Here is a 16745-nt window from a genome sequence, read left to right as displayed (position 1 = left end):
AATACTATAGATACGGTTTCTTATTAAACATGGCCCACTGATGATCCGCTTCAGGACGCCATGGCCGACGAATTCGGTTCCTTCCCTGCGCCTTCGCTTCATACATGGCCTTATCGGCAGCCAGAATAAGATCCTGCGGCAACTCTCCATCTTCAGGATAAGAGGCCAGCCCCATGGACAGGGTAACGGAAAGCTCTCCATACCCATCCAGCACTAAAGGCGATTCTTCCACCCTGCGACGCAAAAACTCTCCCCGTTCAAGGCCGGAATCAGAGGAAAGACCCGGCATCAACAGGAGAAATTCTTCTCCGCCAAAACGACAGGCTACATCTTCCGTGCGCACATCCTTTTTCAGGATCACCGCAAGGTGCCGTAAAACCGCATCGCCTATATCATGACCATGGGTATCATTAAAAATCTTGAAGTGATCCACATCCATGAGAATAACAGAAAGGGGAATGTTTTCTCTCCGTACGCGGGCAAACTCCCGAAGAAAGGTTTCTTCCATATATCTGCGGTTATAGAGGCCTGTCAGCGGATCCGTAACCGCTTCTCGGCGGAGTCGATCCACCAGATGGAGAGAGGTAAGACAGGCAGCAAGGTGGCCGGCCACACTCCCGGCTAGGGCACGCCGGGCCGCCTGCCTGCGGCCATAGAGGTCGGCCATCTGACGCAGACGGATCCTCATCATGGCCCCTCCTCCCTCCCTAGGAATTACGGGGATACAGAGTTCATCATAGCCATCCACTCCGGCACTGCACCCATCGATCTTATCCCCGCCCTTCTGTTTTCGGGGGCAGGCATCACCCATGCAAGAATCAATATCCGGACGATCCCGTCCCCATCCGGCGACAACCTGCATCTTGCCATCCGCATCAGCAAAGGCAAAAACACCTGCATCCGAAGGGAAAATCTGCTGACAGGCACGAATCACCAGCGTTGCGGCATCCTCGGCATGTTTGGCATGCTGCAGCGATTCGGCAAGCCGGTTCAGCAATGTGATTTCAAGAGTTCGCCTTTCAAGGGAACGGACACTGCTTCGGAGGGCTGTATTGATGGATTCCAGTACCCGCGTACGGGCAGCAACCTTTTCCTCCAGCAAATTTCCGTGAGAAGCCAACTCTTTCTGACGACGCCGCATTTCCCGAATCCACCGGGTAGTGTTCTGGAGCTGGGTATCAACCAGAGTCCTTCGCCCCCTGTCCGAACGTTCAAGGGTTTCTGCCATCTCGTCAAAAGCAGTAAAAACCGTCTCTGCTTCCTGCAACGGGCCCTTACCGATCCTGATGGTATAGTCACCCCTCTGCACAGCTTTCATACCCTCATTCAGAAGCAGAAAGCCTTCCTGCAACTGCTTTTTTTCCCGAATTCGGTGCCGGTACACCAGCAGCAGGCAACCAAGGCCAGCGATGATAAACGTGCCCGCCCAGAAAACCAGTGATACTGGAGCCGTAACGCTTTCTTCCTTCTCCCCAAGAGCTGGGGAAGGCGATTCTCCCCCATCCTCTCCATCAAGAATAAACCTGTAGACAGAGGCCCCGGAAAGCGGCCCTGCCGGACTTTCCGGAACCTCTTCCCCCACATGGCAGGCAACCATCCCAAACAAAAGAATACAACCAGCCACAAAACACAGCGCACAAACCATGGGGAAAGGAAAAGAAAAGCGATTGTGAAATTTTTCTTTCATCGTTTCTTTCCAGACAGATAAAGATGAGAAGGATATAAAAAAAGAGGCGCAGGAGTACGATCCCTTACAACAGCGCAACAAACGCAGCTGAAGTTCATTTTTCTTAGCACTCTTTTCTTCCGAAATCAAAAATCATTGCAGTGCACCACAGCACACATGTTCTCACTGGCATGGAATAATCTTCGGTATCCATGGTATTGGCCGTAGGGAAAAACCGTATAAAGACAGGCTGCCAGCGCCTTACGCATCTGCCGCAGAGCATGAGCGTGAGCCAATGACTCTTCCTTCAATCAGTATTTTCCTTCATGACGATTCTTGTGGTATATCCGGTATGAATTGTTTATTCTTTAAAAAACCAAGGTTTTTTCCATAAAGGATGCCCTGATGCGATATCCGGTTCTTACTTTTTTCTTTTGCTGCCTGCTGGCACTTCCATGCCAGGCAAAAGATATTTTTCTGACTCCTTTTCACGGTAAAAGTGGCGGCACAGCCGACACCTGGGTTCTCATCAAAGATGCCCGGAATAACCTTGAAGTCTTTTCCTTTGTTCTTGCCTACGATTCCGCCGTCCTTTCCTTTCAGAGTATCCCCGAAGGCCCCGGCTGGGGCTGGACCATAAACCATGAAACCCTTCTGCGTAAGGACGGAAAAGAACGCATTCGCCTTACCTTTCAGACCAACAATACGGACCACATACTCACCAAAGATCAGGACTACCTTCTGGCCCGCGTTCGTTTTGCCGTCCACAGAGACCGGACAACAGACATTGAACTGCAGGATCCGGAAGGTGACATCAGTATCAGCTGGGACAGATCCGGAGCCCGCTTTTTTTACACAGACCAGTCCCATTCCGGTGGGAGCGATGACTCCGACAACTCCGTTAATATCAGTTGTTTTATGGACTCCCTTATTCGCTGACTCCGTGACAGTATGGGAAAATACCATGCTTTTCTGCTTTGACTTTCAGAGATGTCTGTCGTATGAACAGTCATCTCAACAATAAACATATAACAGACAATAACTGGGCAGCACACCGGCCTTTGCCCTGTGGACTTTTTCTCTGATCTCCGGAAACTCCCATGACTCTCCTTTTTTCCTTTCCCATTCTTACAGAACCGGATATCCAGAGACTTTCCGGCTTTATATTGCAAGCATTACGCCAATTGAGCGTACCAACCCTTATTACGGCTGCCAAAATACCCCTGCTGAATCAGCAGCTCCGACACAGTCTCCATCACCCGGAATCAAGCCTTCACCTTTCGGTTGTACTCACAGAAACCAATATGGAAGCCCGGTGGGATCAGCAAAAGTTTGTTCTCGCCAGAGGCATTTCGAGCCCATCCCCTGATCTTATGCAAAATATCAGCCAGTACTTCCGGGACAGAATGCATACCAGCAACCCGGAGCTGCTGCGTAAACAAAACGAAAGCATCCGAAAAAAACTGAAGATGGCTCAGGAAAAGGCACAGAATGAAATTCGCACCATTGAACACCAGCTGGTGCACAGGAAAAAAGAGCTCGATCTTTACATCAAAAAGGCCGAAACCGACAGCCTGACAGGGCTTCTCAACCGGGGTGCCTATGATCGCATGCTCCATGAAGCCCTCAGGGAACTGAACAGTTCACCCCAGGCCTTTACCCTCATTTTCCTGGATCTTGATTACTTTAAGGAGGTGAACGATACCTTTGGGCATGCCTACGGGGATGAAATACTGCGCTCCATGGCGCTTGCCATGCGGGCAGCCATACGAGAAGGGCAGGATCTCGCCTGTCGCATCGGCGGAGATGAATTTGCCATTCTTCTATTTTCAGATGTTCCCCAGGCCCATCGTATCAGCCAGACCATCCTTTCGGATATGAGCCATAAGGTGAGCATCGGCATTGCTCCCTTTATGGAAAAAGATACGCCCGAAAATATGGCTGCCCGTGCGGACAGTGCCCTTTACCATGCCAAACAGACCGGCAGGGGGAAAATTTCTTTACCACCGGCGGCATCGGACATCACCCTCCCGGGCTGTCACATCTGCGGGTAAGGAGAACATGCACCTGATCACCCAACAAACCATGGCAGACAAAAACAACACCCACGTGGTACGTTCCCGGCTCCGGGCTGTCTCCCGACGGATGGGCTTTCCGGATGTACGCATGGAACGCATACAGATTGTCGCCAGTGAACTGATGTCCAACCAGATAAAATTTGCAGGAGGAGCGGGCTTCATTCAGATATGGGAACACAGCCTGCCGGAACCGGCTCTGGATCTTTTTGCCCTTGACTTCGGACCGGGCATAGGCAATCTCTCCCTTGCCATGACCGATGGGTACTCCACAGCCGGTACCCTTGGCAAAGGACTTGGTTCCATCCACAGGGCATCGGACCTCTCCGACATATACACGCGCCCTGCAGCACCTGGCTTACGTCAGTGGTGCGGCACAGCCATATGGGTACGATTCCGTACGCCCCATTCCACACACCGGATTGTTCCACCTGAAATCCGTACGGGCGGTTTTCTAAGGGCACTGAGGGATAACCTCCTCAATGGAGACAGTCTCAGCGGACAGGGAAACCAGCGTTTTTTCAACTGGGTTCATCTCGATGGCCTCGGTCATGGAAGCAGTGCTGCGGTAACCTCAGAAAGCCTTCATGGTTTGCCATCACCCGGCCAGGACCCGGTAGAAATTCTTACGATCCTGAACCGGCGACTGGCAGGCACCCGTGGTGCCATGGGCCTTGCCGTACGTATGGATATGCATAAAAAGACAGCAGATTATGCGGGTATCGGTGATCTTTCACTCTCCTGTCATAAAGGGCAGAAAAAACTGCAGCCCCGTTTCCCCGGAGGTGTTCTGGGCAGAGCTCCCGGATGGCCGGGGACAGGATCCTTCACCCTTGATAACGACACTCTGCTGTTCAGCAGCTCCGATGGTATCCGCCAGAATCCAGGACTGGAAGACTTTCCCGGGCTGCTCTCCTGCCATCCCCAACTGATCGCCTATGTAACCGGTAACCTTATGGGAAGAGATGGGGATGACAAAAGCCTCGCCCTCGTTCTTTGCAGGAAGCCGGAAACCATACAGCCCTGATCAAAGGGCCTCTTTCGATGCAAGGTCTCCTGTCTCTGACCAGGGGACCCACTATCCGAGCCATCGGTCAGGAAGTTTCAACAGAATGAAAGGAGCCGGCAGAAACAAGATTTTTCCCGGCCAAAAAGGAGCACTCCATGGAACTTGATTACAGCCATATCGGCCCTGAGGTACTGGATCGCATCGACATGAGTACCATTGCCGACAGCATCGCAGAATTTGCCGACCAGACCCTTGCCAGCCAGCGTTACCTCAATGAGAATGAAATCCGTGACTATACCTTTGAACTCATTGATCTTTTTTCAGGTATTTTGAAAAAAGGACACATATCCGGCAGTGACCCCGCCTACCAGACACTGGGCCGTCTTATGATGGAAGTCCACGGAAAAATTCAGATGCGCGGGGGATCAGCCGAAGCCTTCTTCCGGCTGATCCAGTTTGTCCAGGCTCAATTTATGGAGTCTCTGCTGGAGCAGGCTGAACCCTCCGATGAAATCCGCCGCATGCTTCTCTATCTGATCCGTTTTTTTAACAAACTGGTCATGGACACCTTCCGGCTTTACCAGATGGAAAAAGAAAGAACTGTAGAAGCCCAGCAGAACGAACTCATGGCCGTGGCAACACCGATTACGGAGATATGGGATGGTGTTCTGTCCCTGCCCATTATCGGTACCCTGGATTCCAGCCGTGCCATGGATCTCATGGAAAAACTCCTTCAGCGCATTGAAGAAGTCAGGGCTCGAGTTATCATTCTGGATCTTACGGGAGTATCCACCATTGATACTCAGGTCATGCACCACCTCATTCAGGTAATCCGGGCGGCAGGTCTCATGGGAGCCCGGGCCATTCTCACGGGCATCCGGCCATGCATTGCCCGTTCCCTGGCCAGCCTTACCATCAATCTGGACGATATCCAGACCAAGGCTACCCTCTCCGAAGGACTGAAAGAAGCATTCCGGTCCCTTGGCTTCCAGGTAACCAGGCCTCAGGCGGAGTAAACAATGATCCCAGGTGTTCACCTGACTCCCATCGGTTCCGCCCGTTTTCTCCTGGAACCAGGACCTGGCATGGATCCATCGGAGCCAGGGAACCTGATTCCGGAAATCATCCAGATTCTTCAGCGGCACAAAGCCCGCTTTCTCTTCTATGATCTGGCTGGTACCCCGGTTATTGACACGCTTTACTACGACTGGCTCTGCCAGCTCTCCAGATCCTGTGCCGCTGCCGCCATTTCCATGACAGTAATCCGCATGCCGCCTTCAGCGGCATGCAGTCTTGCGTCCCACATCCTGGCTCCGCCCCCTTTCGCCTGCGCCCTTGACACAGAGAGCCCCCATGGGGGACGAAAAAGCTTGACATAAAAAGTGCACTGCTTAAGCTGCAGGCGGGGTTTAGGGCCCTCCCCAACCGGATCCGACCTTTCAAACCAGGGGCCTTATCAAGAAAGGGCTTTCGGGATGTCTCTGTTTTCTCCCCAAACAATCAAGGGCCTTTTTCTACCGTTTCTTCTTTTTTTCTTTTGTCTTATACCCAAAACATCTTCTGCCATGGACTTTCGTGAAGCTCTGCTGAGGATGACCGCAGACAACCAGAAACTGGCTGCTGCCCGATCATCCATTGAACAGCAGAAAGCCGAAGAAAGGGCAGCAAAGGGTCTTTACTACCCCCAGATACAGGTTTCAGCAAGCTGGACCCATATGGACGCCCCTCTGGAAGTGGAGCTCGGAGCCATGGGAACTCTTGCTGACACCATCAGCGCTACCTTTCCTCCCCTGGCTCCCGTAGCCGCCCGTATCCCCCGAAGCTATCCCATACAGGAGCAGGATTTTCTCAAAAGCGATCTTACCCTTTCCTGGCCGGTATACACAGGGGGAAAAATAAGCGCTGCCAACCGTGCCGCCAGGGCCAATACCCTCCTGGCCGAACAATCAGAAGAAGGCTTACACCATCAAATGTTCAGTGAACTGGTACGCCTCTACTACGGTGTCCGGCTTGCGGATGCCGTTATTCAGGTCCGTATGGATGTTCAGAAAGGCATGGAAAAACACCTCCAGGAGGCAGAAAAACTGGAAGAAAGCGGCATGATTTCCCTTGCGGAAAGACTGCATGCAAGGGTAGCCCTTGAAGAAGCCAGACGAGAACATCAGAAGGCCCTGAGAGATGCACAGATTGCCAGAACGGCCCTCCGAAGCCTGATCGCTTCCAGGGAAACCATAAACCCCAGCTCGCCTCTTTTTGTGTACAGAGCCATTCCTCCCCTTGAAAAATTCATGGAAAAAGCACGGGAGCAGAACACCATGCTTCGCCAGCTGGATCAGCACAAAAATCTTGCCAGAGCCGGCTTACAAAAAGAAAAAAGCGCCTACAGGCCGGATATTTTTCTATTCGGAACACGGGCCCTTGTCACGGATGATCTCACAGCGCTGGACCCGGAATGGGCTGTAGGAGCAGGCGTACGCTTCACCCTCTTTGATGGTTTTGCCAGACCTGGCCGTGTGGAAGCCGCGCGGGCAACGGAAACAAGGGTTGCCCAGCTGCAACATCAGGCCATAATGGATCTGGAGACCCTTGTGGAAAGCCGTTACCAGCTCCTTATGCAGGCGCTGGAACAACTGGATGCCCTCGGAGCCTCCGAAACCCTTGCCAGAGAACATCTCCGGGTAAGAACCCTTGCCTTTGAGGAAGGCTTTGCCACGTCACTGGATGTTGTGGATGCGGAGCTGGCTCTTTCCGGGGTACAGATAGCCCGCCTTCAAACCCTTTTTACCTTTGATCTCAGCCTTGCCAGGCTGCTGGAAGCCGCAGGCAGCACCCCGGAATTTGACAGCTACCGTATTCGGGGGGAAAAGGAGACCCTGGTGCCATGAGTATTGCCCAACGCATTGCAAGTCTTGTAATTCTGGTTCTTATTCTTGCAGCCCTTTCCATTACAGGCTGGCGCTTTATCACTCCTCCGCCTCTCATGCTCCAGGGAGAAGTGGAAGCAAAGGAGGTGCATGTTTCCTCTAAAATTGCAGGCCGCATATCCCTTCTGCCTGTTGAGGAAGGCGAAAGGGTAATGAAGGGAAGTCTTCTCGTGGAACTGGAAAGCCCCGAAGTGGATGCAAGGCTCCGCCAGGCAGAAGCGGCCCACAGGGCAGCCCAGGCCCAGCAGGAAAAAGCAAGGGCTGGAGCTCGCAGCGAGGAAATCCGATCCGCCTATAATGCATGGAAAGCAGCCGAAGCCAATGCCGACCTTGCGGAGCGAACCTTTGCCCGTATCCACCGGCTCCATACCGATGGAGTGGTTCCCACACAGAAAAAGGATGAGGCCGAAGCAAGGATGATTGCAGCCCGGAAAACGACGGAAGCAGCCAGAGCCGGCTATGACATGGCCATGACAGGTGCCAGAGAAGAAGACAAGGCCGCAGCGGATGCCCTTACGGACCAGGCCGAGGGAGCCGTATCAGAAGTGGAGGCTTATCTCAGGGAAACCCGCCTTACAGCACCTCTCACGGCAGAGGTCAGCACCATTAATGCGGAAGAGGGAGAGCTGATCAGCCCGGGTTTTCCCGTGGTATCCCTTGTGGATCTTACGGACATATGGGTTGTTTTTCAGCTTCGGGAAGATTTTCTGACCCGCATTCGCATGGACACCGAACTACCTGTCCGGTTTCCAGCCCTGGGTGAAACCATTTATCCCCTGAAGGTTACCTATATTTCTGCCATGGCCGACTTCGCCACCTGGCGGGCCACCCGTGCCAGAGGAGACTTTGATCTTAAAACATTTGAGGTAAGAGCCAGACCCGCCGAACCCATTCCCGGCCTGCGTCCCGGAATGAGCGCCCTTGTTCTCTGGAAAGAACTGCACCCCGCCGGACACAGGCCGTGAAAAGCTCCTTACCCCGCACAGGCTTTCTTGCCGTTATGTTCCGAGAAATAGGCCGCATTGCGCGCAATCGCCTTCTTATCATGGTTCTTTTTATCCTGCCGCCCCTGGCCTTTCTCTTCATTGCCTGGTTCTTCTCTGAAGGGGTTCTGCGCAATCTTCCTATGGTGGTCCTGGATCAGGATCATTCCGCCCTCTCCAGAGAAATCACCCGTGCCATGGATGCCTCTCCGGGTATTCGCATCGACCATGTGGTTAATCATGTGGAAGAAGGAAGGGAAGCCCTTCTCTCCGGAGAGGCCTACGGCTTTCTCATCCTCCCCAAAAATATGGAGAAGGATATATGGCAGGGGCTGGCACCCAGAACCATCCTTTATGTGAACAATACCTACATGATTTCTGCCAGCATGATCATGAAAGATGCCACCATGGTCATGCAGTCTCTCTCCGCAGACAGACAGATCCGACAGCAAATGTTCCATGGGGCCATGTCAGAGGCGGCCATGGCCCAGGCCAGTCCTATCCGTGTAGATGTCCATGTGCCGTTCAATCCCTATGCCAACTACTTTTATTTTCTTGCCGCCACCCTCCTCCCCACCCTTTTGCATATGTTTGTCATCACTTCCGCCATTTATGCCTTCGGATCTGAACTGGCACACAGTACGGCGTCCCAGTGGCTCAAAACGGCAGGTGGGCGGCCATGGATTGCCATCACAGCCAAAATGGCCCCTTACACCCTCGTATTCTGCCTGTGGGGTCTTTTGATGAATGCCAGCCTCTTCCGCATAGGGGTACCCATGGAGGGCAACGCCCCTTTCATCCGCATGGGAACCAGCAGCATGATCCTTGCTTATCAATGCATTGCGCTCTTCCTCGTGGCCCTCTGCGCCAATCTTCGCCTGGCCCTCAACCTTGCCGCTTTTTATGCCAGTACGGCCTTTGCCTTTGTGGGTGTCACTTTTCCAGCCATGGGAATGCCCACCATTGCCCGCATATGGGGAGACCTCCTGCCACTCACCCACTACCTCAGGCTTTTTGTGGACCAAACCCTGAGGGGAGCTCCCGTAGAAGCATCCATGGATGCTTTCGGATGCCTGTGGCTTTTCATTCTGCTGGCAGGCGGCACAGGCTTTTTTCTCATGCCCCGGCGCATGATTGATCCTGACTGCTGGGGGCGGACATGAAAAATTTTATGAAAGAGTGGAAGGCCGAGGCTCTCAGGATTATAAAAGATCCCGGCGTACTGCTGCTTTTTTTCGGGGTACAGATCATCTACCCCCTTGTCTATCCCCTGCCCTACCGCAATGATGTACTACGGGATATTCCCATCGCTGTGGTGGATCAGGACAGAACGGCCCTCAGCCGCCAGCTTGTCCGCATGGTAGATGCCACAGAAGCCGTTACCACCGCCCATATCTTTTCCAGTTTTGAAGAAGCCAGAAATGCCTTCATGCAACGGAAAATCAGCGGCATACTTCTCATTCCCAAAGATTTCAACCTCAAAATACATCAGGGCCGCACAAGCCCTCTGGCCCTCTACTGTGATGGCAGTTATTTTCTTGCCTACAGGGAAGTGGCCATGGCAGTTCAGAAGGCAGCAGGAACCCTTTCCGCCGGGATTGAAGTGAGAAGGCTGACAGCGGGAGGCATGACCCAGACGCAGGCCATGGCTGCCAGAGATCCTCAACCTCTTCTGACTTATTTTCTTTTCAACCCGGCTGGCGGGTACAGTGCGTACATCGTACCCGCCGTTCTTGTGCTCATTCTTCACCAGACCCTGCTCATCGGTATCGGCATGGTAGGCGGTACTCAGAAAGAGTTTGGTGACACAACCTCCCAGACACAAAAAAGCTCTGCTATCTCCCGGACTCTGGGCCGTATCTTTGTTTATCTGCCCCTGTACGGACTGCACATCATCTGGTTTTTCGGAATTCTGTTCCGTATTTATCGATACCCTCAGCGGGCCGATCTGGGGGAGCTTTTCTTCTTCCTGCTCCCTTTTCTTATCGCCACCATCTGTCTGGCCCTTTCCCTCCGTCACCTTTTCAAAGAAAGGGTGTCTGCCATGATGGCACTTCTGTTCACATCCATCCCCATCCTTTTTCTCTCCGGCTTTTCATGGCCTGTGGAAGCCATTCCCGAGCCTCTTTACTCCCTTGCCCAGTGTCTGCCTGCTACACCGGGCATTGCAGGCTTCCTCAAGCTCAATCATATGGGGGCTGATTTTTCCACTGTGGCACCGGAATTCTTCCAATTGTGGGGGCAGGCTCTGGCCTACTTTATCCTCGCCTGTCTCATCGCAAAACAGGAAAACCAGCAAGGCTGAGTATCTTCCCAAAACATGCCGTAACCGGAGGATCTGTGCCAGAACAGACCAATATTCCGCCTATCATGGCATCCACCGGCTTCCTGTTCCGTATGGGCTGCCTCCCTTACAGATGATGCCCATACGGAACAGGTCCATACAGATTCGCACCGGGCTCACCACGGCCTGCCATCAAATAAAGCAGAACCAATCCGCCAAGCAGAGGAATCAAAAAAAGAAAAATCCAAAACCCACTTCGGCCCGTATCATGCAACCGACGAATACAGACACCCATAGCAGGCATGAGAACCAGAAGGGAGTAGAGGGCTCCTATGGTTCCACGGATACCGAGAAGCCCCTCAATAATGGTGATAATCAGCAGAAAAACCATATTCACGAGAAAAAAATTCCAGAACTCTTTTCTCCCCGATCTTCCTGTAAATACAGCATATTGTTTCAATACAGAAAGGTACCAGTCCATAGCTTCTCCTTTCATTTTTATCTCCGGATGATATGCTTCAGCCTCTTATTTGTTTTACAGAAACTGTGCCACAACCTCCGTTAAAAAGCATTCCCTCTTTTCACGGGAAAGCTTCAGAAAGGAGAATACAATGCCTGACACCTTCACCACCTTCCGCCCCGCGTGGCGACATTACTGGGCGGGCTTCACCATCGCCGCCATCTTCTTTACCATGTCTCTTATCATGCTCAGCTTTTTTACCGGACTGCTAAAGAATCTGACATTCACCACCTTTTTTGCCGCAGGTATTCTGACACTTGTCACCATCATCTTCAAAAGATTTTCATGGAAATTTACCATTGACAGCAAACGCATTTCCCGTCACAAGGGTATTATAGGTCGCAACCAGCAGAGCTTACGTATCCGGGACCTCCGAAGTCTGGAGCTAAACCAGGATCTTTTCCAGAGAATACTCGGCATCGGGGATCTTGCCTTCTACTCCGCCGGATCCAGCAACGCGGAAGTTCGCTTCCATGGCATTCACCATCCCTCCTTCTGGCGGGACAGGGTGGATGAGGTGATGGATCTTCTTCAGGAACAAAAGGGCTGAAAAATCATTTTCTGGAGCCCGTCTTTTACCATACCCAAACCGGAAGCATTCTTACGCCTTCGCCCATGGACCAGTTCATTATCCTTTGAAATAAATGGGGTTCTGCATCTTTTTCCCTGTCAAGGACCAAATTCATCCTCTGACACGATGGCCCCTTTCTGCAACACGGAAAAAACCATCATTCCTCACTGTTGTGGCATCCGGCACGAAAAAGGAACCTTACTTTCCTTCATGCTAAAACAACCTGATTCACCCCAGATTCTTTTTCTTGACAAAAAACCATGTTTATAGAAAAATAGTTTTTTTGTTTCAATCATTTACGTTTTCAAGACTATCATTTACAGACTACTGGAAAGCTCCGTACAAAAGCACCTCCATCAATAAAAAAAGTGAAATTGCGGACCATATACCGCCCTTTCAATCGTGGATCTTCCCCCTAACATCAATGCCCCCTCTGAAACGGGCCAGTCAGGAGAACGATGATACCAAAATTTCTTTATGCCTTTCTCATTACCGCGGCGTTGATTTTTCCTGTCCATGGGGAAGAATGCAACAGCTTTTCTCCCCTTAATCCGACCTTTGAAAGCTGGACGGAATCCCTGCAAGAACAGAAAAAACCGAACCAGGAGAAACTGCAAGCCGGCGACGGCATGCAGGTCCCCAACAAACAACCCATTTCCGGCAGACGCCCCTCCCCCCTGAACCTGAGGCACCTTCACGACCAGTCTATTCTGCCCGTTCCCGAAAGCAATGGACAGGACGCGTACAATGGCTCAGCCCTTCCTGCCACCTACGACCTCAGGCAGCATGGAAAGGTTCCTCCGGTAAAAGACCAGGATCCATGGGGTACCTGCTGGGCATTTGCCAGTATGGGCGCTTCGGAATCCAACGCCATGGTACAGGGCTGGCCCCAGCCCCAGTTTTCCAGAAAGCACCTGGCATGGTTTGCTTACACGGATATGGACAGTCACAGGGTGGGGTTTGATGCCCAGAACCCCAATGAAATCTATAATGAAGGCGGTGACGCCATCAGGGCCGCTGCCATACTGAGCCGGTGGACAGGATATGTAGCAGATGATGCGGTTCCATATGAAGATTTTGACATCCCTCCTCCAGCGGATATCCCCAATACCGCCCTACTGAAAACAAAGCTCATTGCCCCGGCAGGACAGCATTTTGTGACAAATACCAAACACCTCATCCGGGAGTACGGAGCCGTCAATATCTATATGTACGTTGATGAAGACAATTGGGATAACAGCTTTAACACGCAGACCAGCGCGTTCTATTACCCTCACGATACGGATGAGATCAGCAATCATGCCGTTCTTGCCGTTGGATGGGATGACAACTTTCCTAAAGAAAACTTTTCAACCCAACCACCAGAAAACGGGGCCTGGATTGTCCAGAATTCATGGGGAGAAGGATGGGGAGATCAGGGCTACTTCTACATGTCCTATTATGATAAGGTCACAGGTACACTGGAGGGGGAAGATGCCTTTGCCTATGTTGTTACTCCAACGGCGAGTTACGGCATTCTTCATTTCCATGATCCTCTTGGGGTAACCGGGGCCATGTCCGCAGGAGCAGACAAGGGAAATCAGTGGTTCAGCAATGTTTTTACGGCAGAACAGGATCAGTTTATACTAGCAGCCGGTCTCTATACCCTGAACCCCCATACAAGCCTGCGCATTTCCGTCTATCTCAACCCTGATCCCGCCAACCCTTCTCTCGGAACCACCGCCATGCTACCCCTTACCCTGACGAAAACTACGCCCGGTTACCATGTCATTGATTTTGATCACGGCATCTTTCTCCGGAAGAATCAGACTTTTTCCATTGTCGTACAGGCAGTCGCCGATGGAAACCAGCTGGGGAAACCCATTGCCGTAGAATCAGCCATAGCAAACTACTCCAGCAAAGCCAGAGCCGAACGGGGGCAAAGTTTTATCAGCACCAACGGTACAAACTGGACGGATACTAGCACGCTATCCAATTTACCAGCTGGCTTCATCGCTTCCCAGGAATCCAGCAATATTAACGTCAGCCTCAAAGCTCTCGGCACGGCCCTGCCCATACCGTCGGATTCCAGCGGCTGTTTTATTCTGAACGCCGGAAATTTCATGGCACGCTGAACCGGACCGGGTGTATATCTTCAAAATATAAGCCAGACGAATACCGGAGCAAGCTGATGGAAGGCTTTCAAGCATGAGACATTCATTGTCAGGGACGAAAGATATATTTTCAAGACTTTGTATCCATATTCTTTGTCGAAACAACCCCAAAAAAAGAATATAAGCCGGTTTGCAGGATTCATGCTATTCAGGTAAATCTATACTCAGTGAACCCATGTGCATCAGCCATACAATTATGGCAACAACAGTTCAATTATATTACAGGTCGGCCCCTTCTTTATTTTTCTGATGGAAGAAGGGGCTCGTTTGCATACCATTCGACATCTGTGCCTTCCTCTCGTCTATTCAAGGATGAGCCAACTAACCGAATCCCGAGAATTCAGCAAAATACAATTTGAAGACAGACCCTAACTGAATCACACAAATATAAAACTTGCCTGAAAACTAATTTTTGCAGCCTATAGCACGCGATATATTGCGTATCGAGTTACTCAAACAGAGATTTTCAGACAGCCTCTTTGTAAGAGGCTTAATTTGAAGGCAGGCCCTAGTAAACGGGGAGTATCTTTTCCTGCCGGATCTCAAAAACGGTCCGGGTTTTGTCCCTGTTTTCAGGGAAAACCCTATGCCATCATGCAGGTGCAAGGGCTATTATGACAAAAAAGGTCAAAAAGATAACAAAAAATGTCAAAATCTTTCTTCCCGTACACACTTCGAGTAACTGCCATATTATGGACCATACCCGCATATGTTTAAACAACATCAAGTAACAACGCCGTATATTGAGTTCTTAGGGGACACGAGTTGTACGATCTGCCTCCAATCCATGCGGTATGCTGTCACCTCCAACGAGGGAGGAGACAGCATACCGCCACTGACAAAGGAGAAAATCGAGGCCCTAAACACACTGATTGAGAAGAAGGCATGCAACAGCGCCATCTCCCGCATTCTCGGCACCTCAGAAGGAACGGTTCGGTATCATCGTAAAAAACGGAGTCTCACTTCATTGGGCAATGGGAATACCAAAGAATCCAAAGCAATAATGTATGAAGAACTCATCTCGGACTGGATGGGAAAAGCCGCAGCGGACAAGCGGCCTGCCAACATCCGGGAGCTTCATGAACATCTGGTCTCCATTACGGGTACAGCCACTCTTATAAGTCGATATTGCGGTGAGGTAAGTTGAAAATATCGGACACCAAAGTTATCATCCAACCAGAACGGAGGTGTCTGAATGGCAAAAAACGCAACGAACGGTCGCTATCCGAAAGAGTTCCGGCATGAAACCGTAAAAATGATCATCGAAGGCGGCCTGACCGCATAGGAAGCATCGCGTCAGCTTTCTCTTCCCAAATCGACCCTTGAAAACTGGGTTCGGGCTTACAAGGCCGGAAAACTTTCCGATATTGGCGGTGAGAAACGCCCCCTCACTCCGGTTGAGGAAGAGCTTGAACGTGTCAAACGCAAGCTTGCTCAGGTAAAGCAGGAGCGCGATATCTTACAAAAAGCCACCGCGAACTTTGCCCGGGAGTCGCTGCAAACAGGTTAAAAAATTTAAGCAACCACGAATTCAAACCACAAGCTGTCGGTTGCCGAAAACCTTCTGGAACAAAATTTTGTAACGGAAGCCCCGAATCAGGTCTGGGTAACGGATATCACGTACATGCCCACAGTCGATGGGGGGGGTATACCTTGTCGGCCACAAGGATCTTTTTACCGGAGAGGTCGTAGGTTACGCGATGGGAGAGCGCATGACAAAAAACCTGGTCTTCCAGTCTTTGTTTCGCGCCGTCGCCGCCAAGAGGCCCGCAGCTGGCCTGATCCATCATTCTGACCCTGGCAGCCAGTACTGTGCGACAGATTACCGAAAACTCCTTGATCAGTTCAAAATGCGGGCATCGATGAGCCGCAGGGGGAACGGCTACGACAACGCTCCCATTGAAAGCTTCTGGGGTGTACTAAAAAACGAACTTGTTCATCATCGGCGCTGCGAAACCCGGCAGGAAGCCATACGCCAAATCACAACCTACATAGAAATCTTTTATAATCGGCAACGACGGCAAAAGAGGCTTGGCGATCTCTCTCCTGCAGCCTAAGAGAAACAATTTTTGAAAGAGCAGCAGGCGGCTTACATATTTTGGTGTCCGCTATTGACGACCGGCCCCACCTTGACAACAAAAAAGGTATCATTCTCAAAAACACCCGACTTGACGCATAACGACTATGCTCGTTTCTTCCCGGCCCCGCCTCTTTCAACTCGGATACATATCCATCGGATGGGTACCTCCGATACAGAAGAATCTTCTTGCATACAAACCTCAAAAAGTTTGTGTATCATCTTATCTGAATTTATTTCTAGGCGGATAGTCTCAAGGAAATAAAGAACCAGAAATGCAGATTAAGTAACCATTTTTGGCAAAACTTTCATTAGACAGGATATTTTTGGGGCGACATTCCGCATAACTCCATTTTCAGGATACCAGTCCTCTAATATTTCCAGCCTATCTTCTGTTTTTTTAAAATTATTGATGTCAGTGATAAGCACGCAGCATTCTGTGCCCCTTTGTCAGGGTAGTTGTCACCTCCGTGCGAGCCTAAA

The 16745-nt window shown here is 51.1% G+C and carries 15 protein-coding genes and 1 pseudogene; 13 read left to right on the top strand and 3 right to left on the bottom strand.

From position 1 onward, the window contains the following. Positions 1-4 precede the first annotated feature (4 nt). On the bottom strand, positions 5-1687 hold the full coding sequence (locus tag OOT00_RS02210) for a sensor domain-containing diguanylate cyclase (protein ID WP_265423660.1): 1683 nt from the start codon (positions 1685-1687) through the stop codon (positions 5-7). 125 nt (positions 1688-1812) lie between these two features. After that, on the bottom strand, positions 1813-1962 hold the full coding sequence (locus OOT00_RS02205; RefSeq protein ID WP_265423659.1) for a hypothetical protein: 150 nt from the start codon (positions 1960-1962) through the stop codon (positions 1813-1815). Between the two features lie 109 nt (positions 1963-2071). Here OOT00_RS02205 and OOT00_RS02200 point away from each other — a divergent pair, with 109 nt between their 5' ends. The 9 genes from OOT00_RS02200 to OOT00_RS02160 all read left to right on the top strand — a co-directional run bounded on the left by OOT00_RS02200 (position 2072) and on the right by OOT00_RS02160 (position 10962). Then, positions 2072-2605 carry a cohesin domain-containing protein gene (locus OOT00_RS02200; protein ID WP_265423658.1) on the top strand — a complete coding sequence of 178 codons (534 nt, stop codon included), beginning with the start codon at positions 2072-2074 and terminating at the stop codon, positions 2603-2605. Between the two features lie 161 nt (positions 2606-2766). Beyond that, the gene (locus OOT00_RS02195; RefSeq protein WP_265423657.1) at positions 2767-3720 is read left to right on the top strand and encodes a GGDEF domain-containing protein; all 954 of its coding nucleotides are present in this window, start codon (positions 2767-2769) and stop codon (positions 3718-3720) included. Positions 3721-3727: 7 nt separating this feature from the next. Continuing rightward, positions 3728-4768, top strand: a complete 1041-nt coding sequence (locus tag OOT00_RS02190) for a SpoIIE family protein phosphatase (protein WP_265423656.1) — start codon at positions 3728-3730, stop codon at positions 4766-4768. Between the two features lie 137 nt (positions 4769-4905). Continuing rightward, a complete protein-coding gene (locus OOT00_RS02185) occupies positions 4906-5766 on the top strand; it encodes an STAS domain-containing protein (RefSeq protein WP_265423655.1) in 861 nt (286 codons plus the stop codon). A 3-nt stretch (positions 5767-5769) separates the two neighbouring features. Then, complete coding sequence (locus tag OOT00_RS02180) at positions 5770-6129, top strand: hypothetical protein (RefSeq protein ID WP_265423654.1); 360 nt, start codon at positions 5770-5772, stop codon at positions 6127-6129. Positions 6130-6315: 186 nt separating this feature from the next. After that, positions 6316-7635, top strand: coding sequence for a TolC family protein (locus OOT00_RS02175; protein WP_265423653.1), 1320 nt, complete (start codon positions 6316-6318; stop codon positions 7633-7635). Next, positions 7632-8639 carry an HlyD family secretion protein gene (locus tag OOT00_RS02170; RefSeq protein ID WP_265423652.1) on the top strand — a complete coding sequence of 336 codons (1008 nt, stop codon included), beginning with the start codon at positions 7632-7634 and terminating at the stop codon, positions 8637-8639. The genes OOT00_RS02175 and OOT00_RS02170 overlap by 4 nt, the downstream gene beginning before the upstream one ends. Next, a complete protein-coding gene (locus tag OOT00_RS02165; protein ID WP_265423651.1) occupies positions 8636-9820 on the top strand; it encodes an ABC transporter permease in 1185 nt (394 codons plus the stop codon). The genes OOT00_RS02170 and OOT00_RS02165 overlap by 4 nt, the downstream gene beginning before the upstream one ends. Beyond that, on the top strand, positions 9817-10962 hold the full coding sequence (locus OOT00_RS02160) for an ABC transporter permease (RefSeq protein ID WP_265423650.1): 1146 nt from the start codon (positions 9817-9819) through the stop codon (positions 10960-10962). The genes OOT00_RS02165 and OOT00_RS02160 overlap by 4 nt, the downstream gene beginning before the upstream one ends. A 106-nt stretch (positions 10963-11068) precedes the next feature. Here the strand turns inward: OOT00_RS02160 and OOT00_RS02155 are convergent, their stop codons facing one another. Next, on the bottom strand, positions 11069-11437 hold the full coding sequence (locus tag OOT00_RS02155) for a DUF805 domain-containing protein (protein ID WP_265423649.1): 369 nt from the start codon (positions 11435-11437) through the stop codon (positions 11069-11071). Positions 11438-11552: 115 nt separating this feature from the next. Between OOT00_RS02155 and OOT00_RS02150 the strand changes: the two genes are divergently transcribed. The 4 genes and pseudogenes from OOT00_RS02150 to OOT00_RS02135 all read left to right on the top strand — a co-directional run. Continuing rightward, a complete protein-coding gene (locus OOT00_RS02150; RefSeq protein ID WP_265423648.1) occupies positions 11553-12011 on the top strand; it encodes a PH domain-containing protein in 459 nt (152 codons plus the stop codon). A gap of 479 nt (positions 12012-12490) precedes the next feature. Continuing rightward, on the top strand, positions 12491-14146 hold the full coding sequence (locus tag OOT00_RS02145) for a C1 family peptidase (protein ID WP_265423647.1): 1656 nt from the start codon (positions 12491-12493) through the stop codon (positions 14144-14146). A 748-nt stretch (positions 14147-14894) separates the two neighbouring features. Beyond that, positions 14895-15332, top strand: a complete 438-nt coding sequence (locus tag OOT00_RS02140) for a hypothetical protein (protein ID WP_265423646.1) — start codon at positions 14895-14897, stop codon at positions 15330-15332. Between the two features lie 138 nt (positions 15333-15470). Then, a pseudogene (locus OOT00_RS02135) lies at positions 15471-16242 on the top strand (IS3 family transposase); the annotation flags it as partial. Positions 16243-16745: the final 503 nt, after the last annotated feature.

The organism is Desulfobotulus pelophilus, from assembly GCF_026155325.1.
Taxonomy (GTDB): Bacteria; Desulfobacterota; Desulfobacteria; order Desulfobacterales; family ASO4-4; genus Desulfobotulus; species Desulfobotulus pelophilus.
Note: the sequence above shows the minus strand (reverse complement) of the source record. Positions and strands in the feature narration are given on the sequence as shown.

Bases quoted from the DNA above. Each gene is read 5' to 3' on its own strand.
- OOT00_RS02210 (WP_265423660.1), bottom strand. From the start codon at position 1,687: ATGAAAGAAAAATTTCACAATCGCTTTTCTTTTCCTTTCCCCATGGTT.
- OOT00_RS02200 (WP_265423658.1), top strand. From the start codon at position 2,072: ATGCGATATCCGGTTCTTACTTTTTTCTTTTGCTGCCTGCTGGCACTT.
- OOT00_RS02195 (WP_265423657.1), top strand. From the start codon at position 2,767: ATGACTCTCCTTTTTTCCTTTCCCATTCTTACAGAACCGGATATCCAG.
- OOT00_RS02190 (WP_265423656.1), top strand. From the start codon at position 3,728: ATGCACCTGATCACCCAACAAACCATGGCAGACAAAAACAACACCCAC.
- OOT00_RS02185 (WP_265423655.1), top strand. From the start codon at position 4,906: ATGGAACTTGATTACAGCCATATCGGCCCTGAGGTACTGGATCGCATC.
- OOT00_RS02180 (WP_265423654.1), top strand. From the start codon at position 5,770: ATGATCCCAGGTGTTCACCTGACTCCCATCGGTTCCGCCCGTTTTCTC.
- OOT00_RS02175 (WP_265423653.1), top strand. From the start codon at position 6,316: ATGGACTTTCGTGAAGCTCTGCTGAGGATGACCGCAGACAACCAGAAA.
- OOT00_RS02170 (WP_265423652.1), top strand. From the start codon at position 7,632: ATGAGTATTGCCCAACGCATTGCAAGTCTTGTAATTCTGGTTCTTATT.
- OOT00_RS02160 (WP_265423650.1), top strand. From the start codon at position 9,817: ATGAAAAATTTTATGAAAGAGTGGAAGGCCGAGGCTCTCAGGATTATA.
- OOT00_RS02155 (WP_265423649.1), bottom strand. From the start codon at position 11,437: ATGAAAGGAGAAGCTATGGACTGGTACCTTTCTGTATTGAAACAATAT.
- OOT00_RS02150 (WP_265423648.1), top strand. From the start codon at position 11,553: ATGCCTGACACCTTCACCACCTTCCGCCCCGCGTGGCGACATTACTGG.
- OOT00_RS02145 (WP_265423647.1), top strand. From the start codon at position 12,491: ATGATACCAAAATTTCTTTATGCCTTTCTCATTACCGCGGCGTTGATT.
- OOT00_RS02140 (WP_265423646.1), top strand. From the start codon at position 14,895: ATGTTTAAACAACATCAAGTAACAACGCCGTATATTGAGTTCTTAGGG.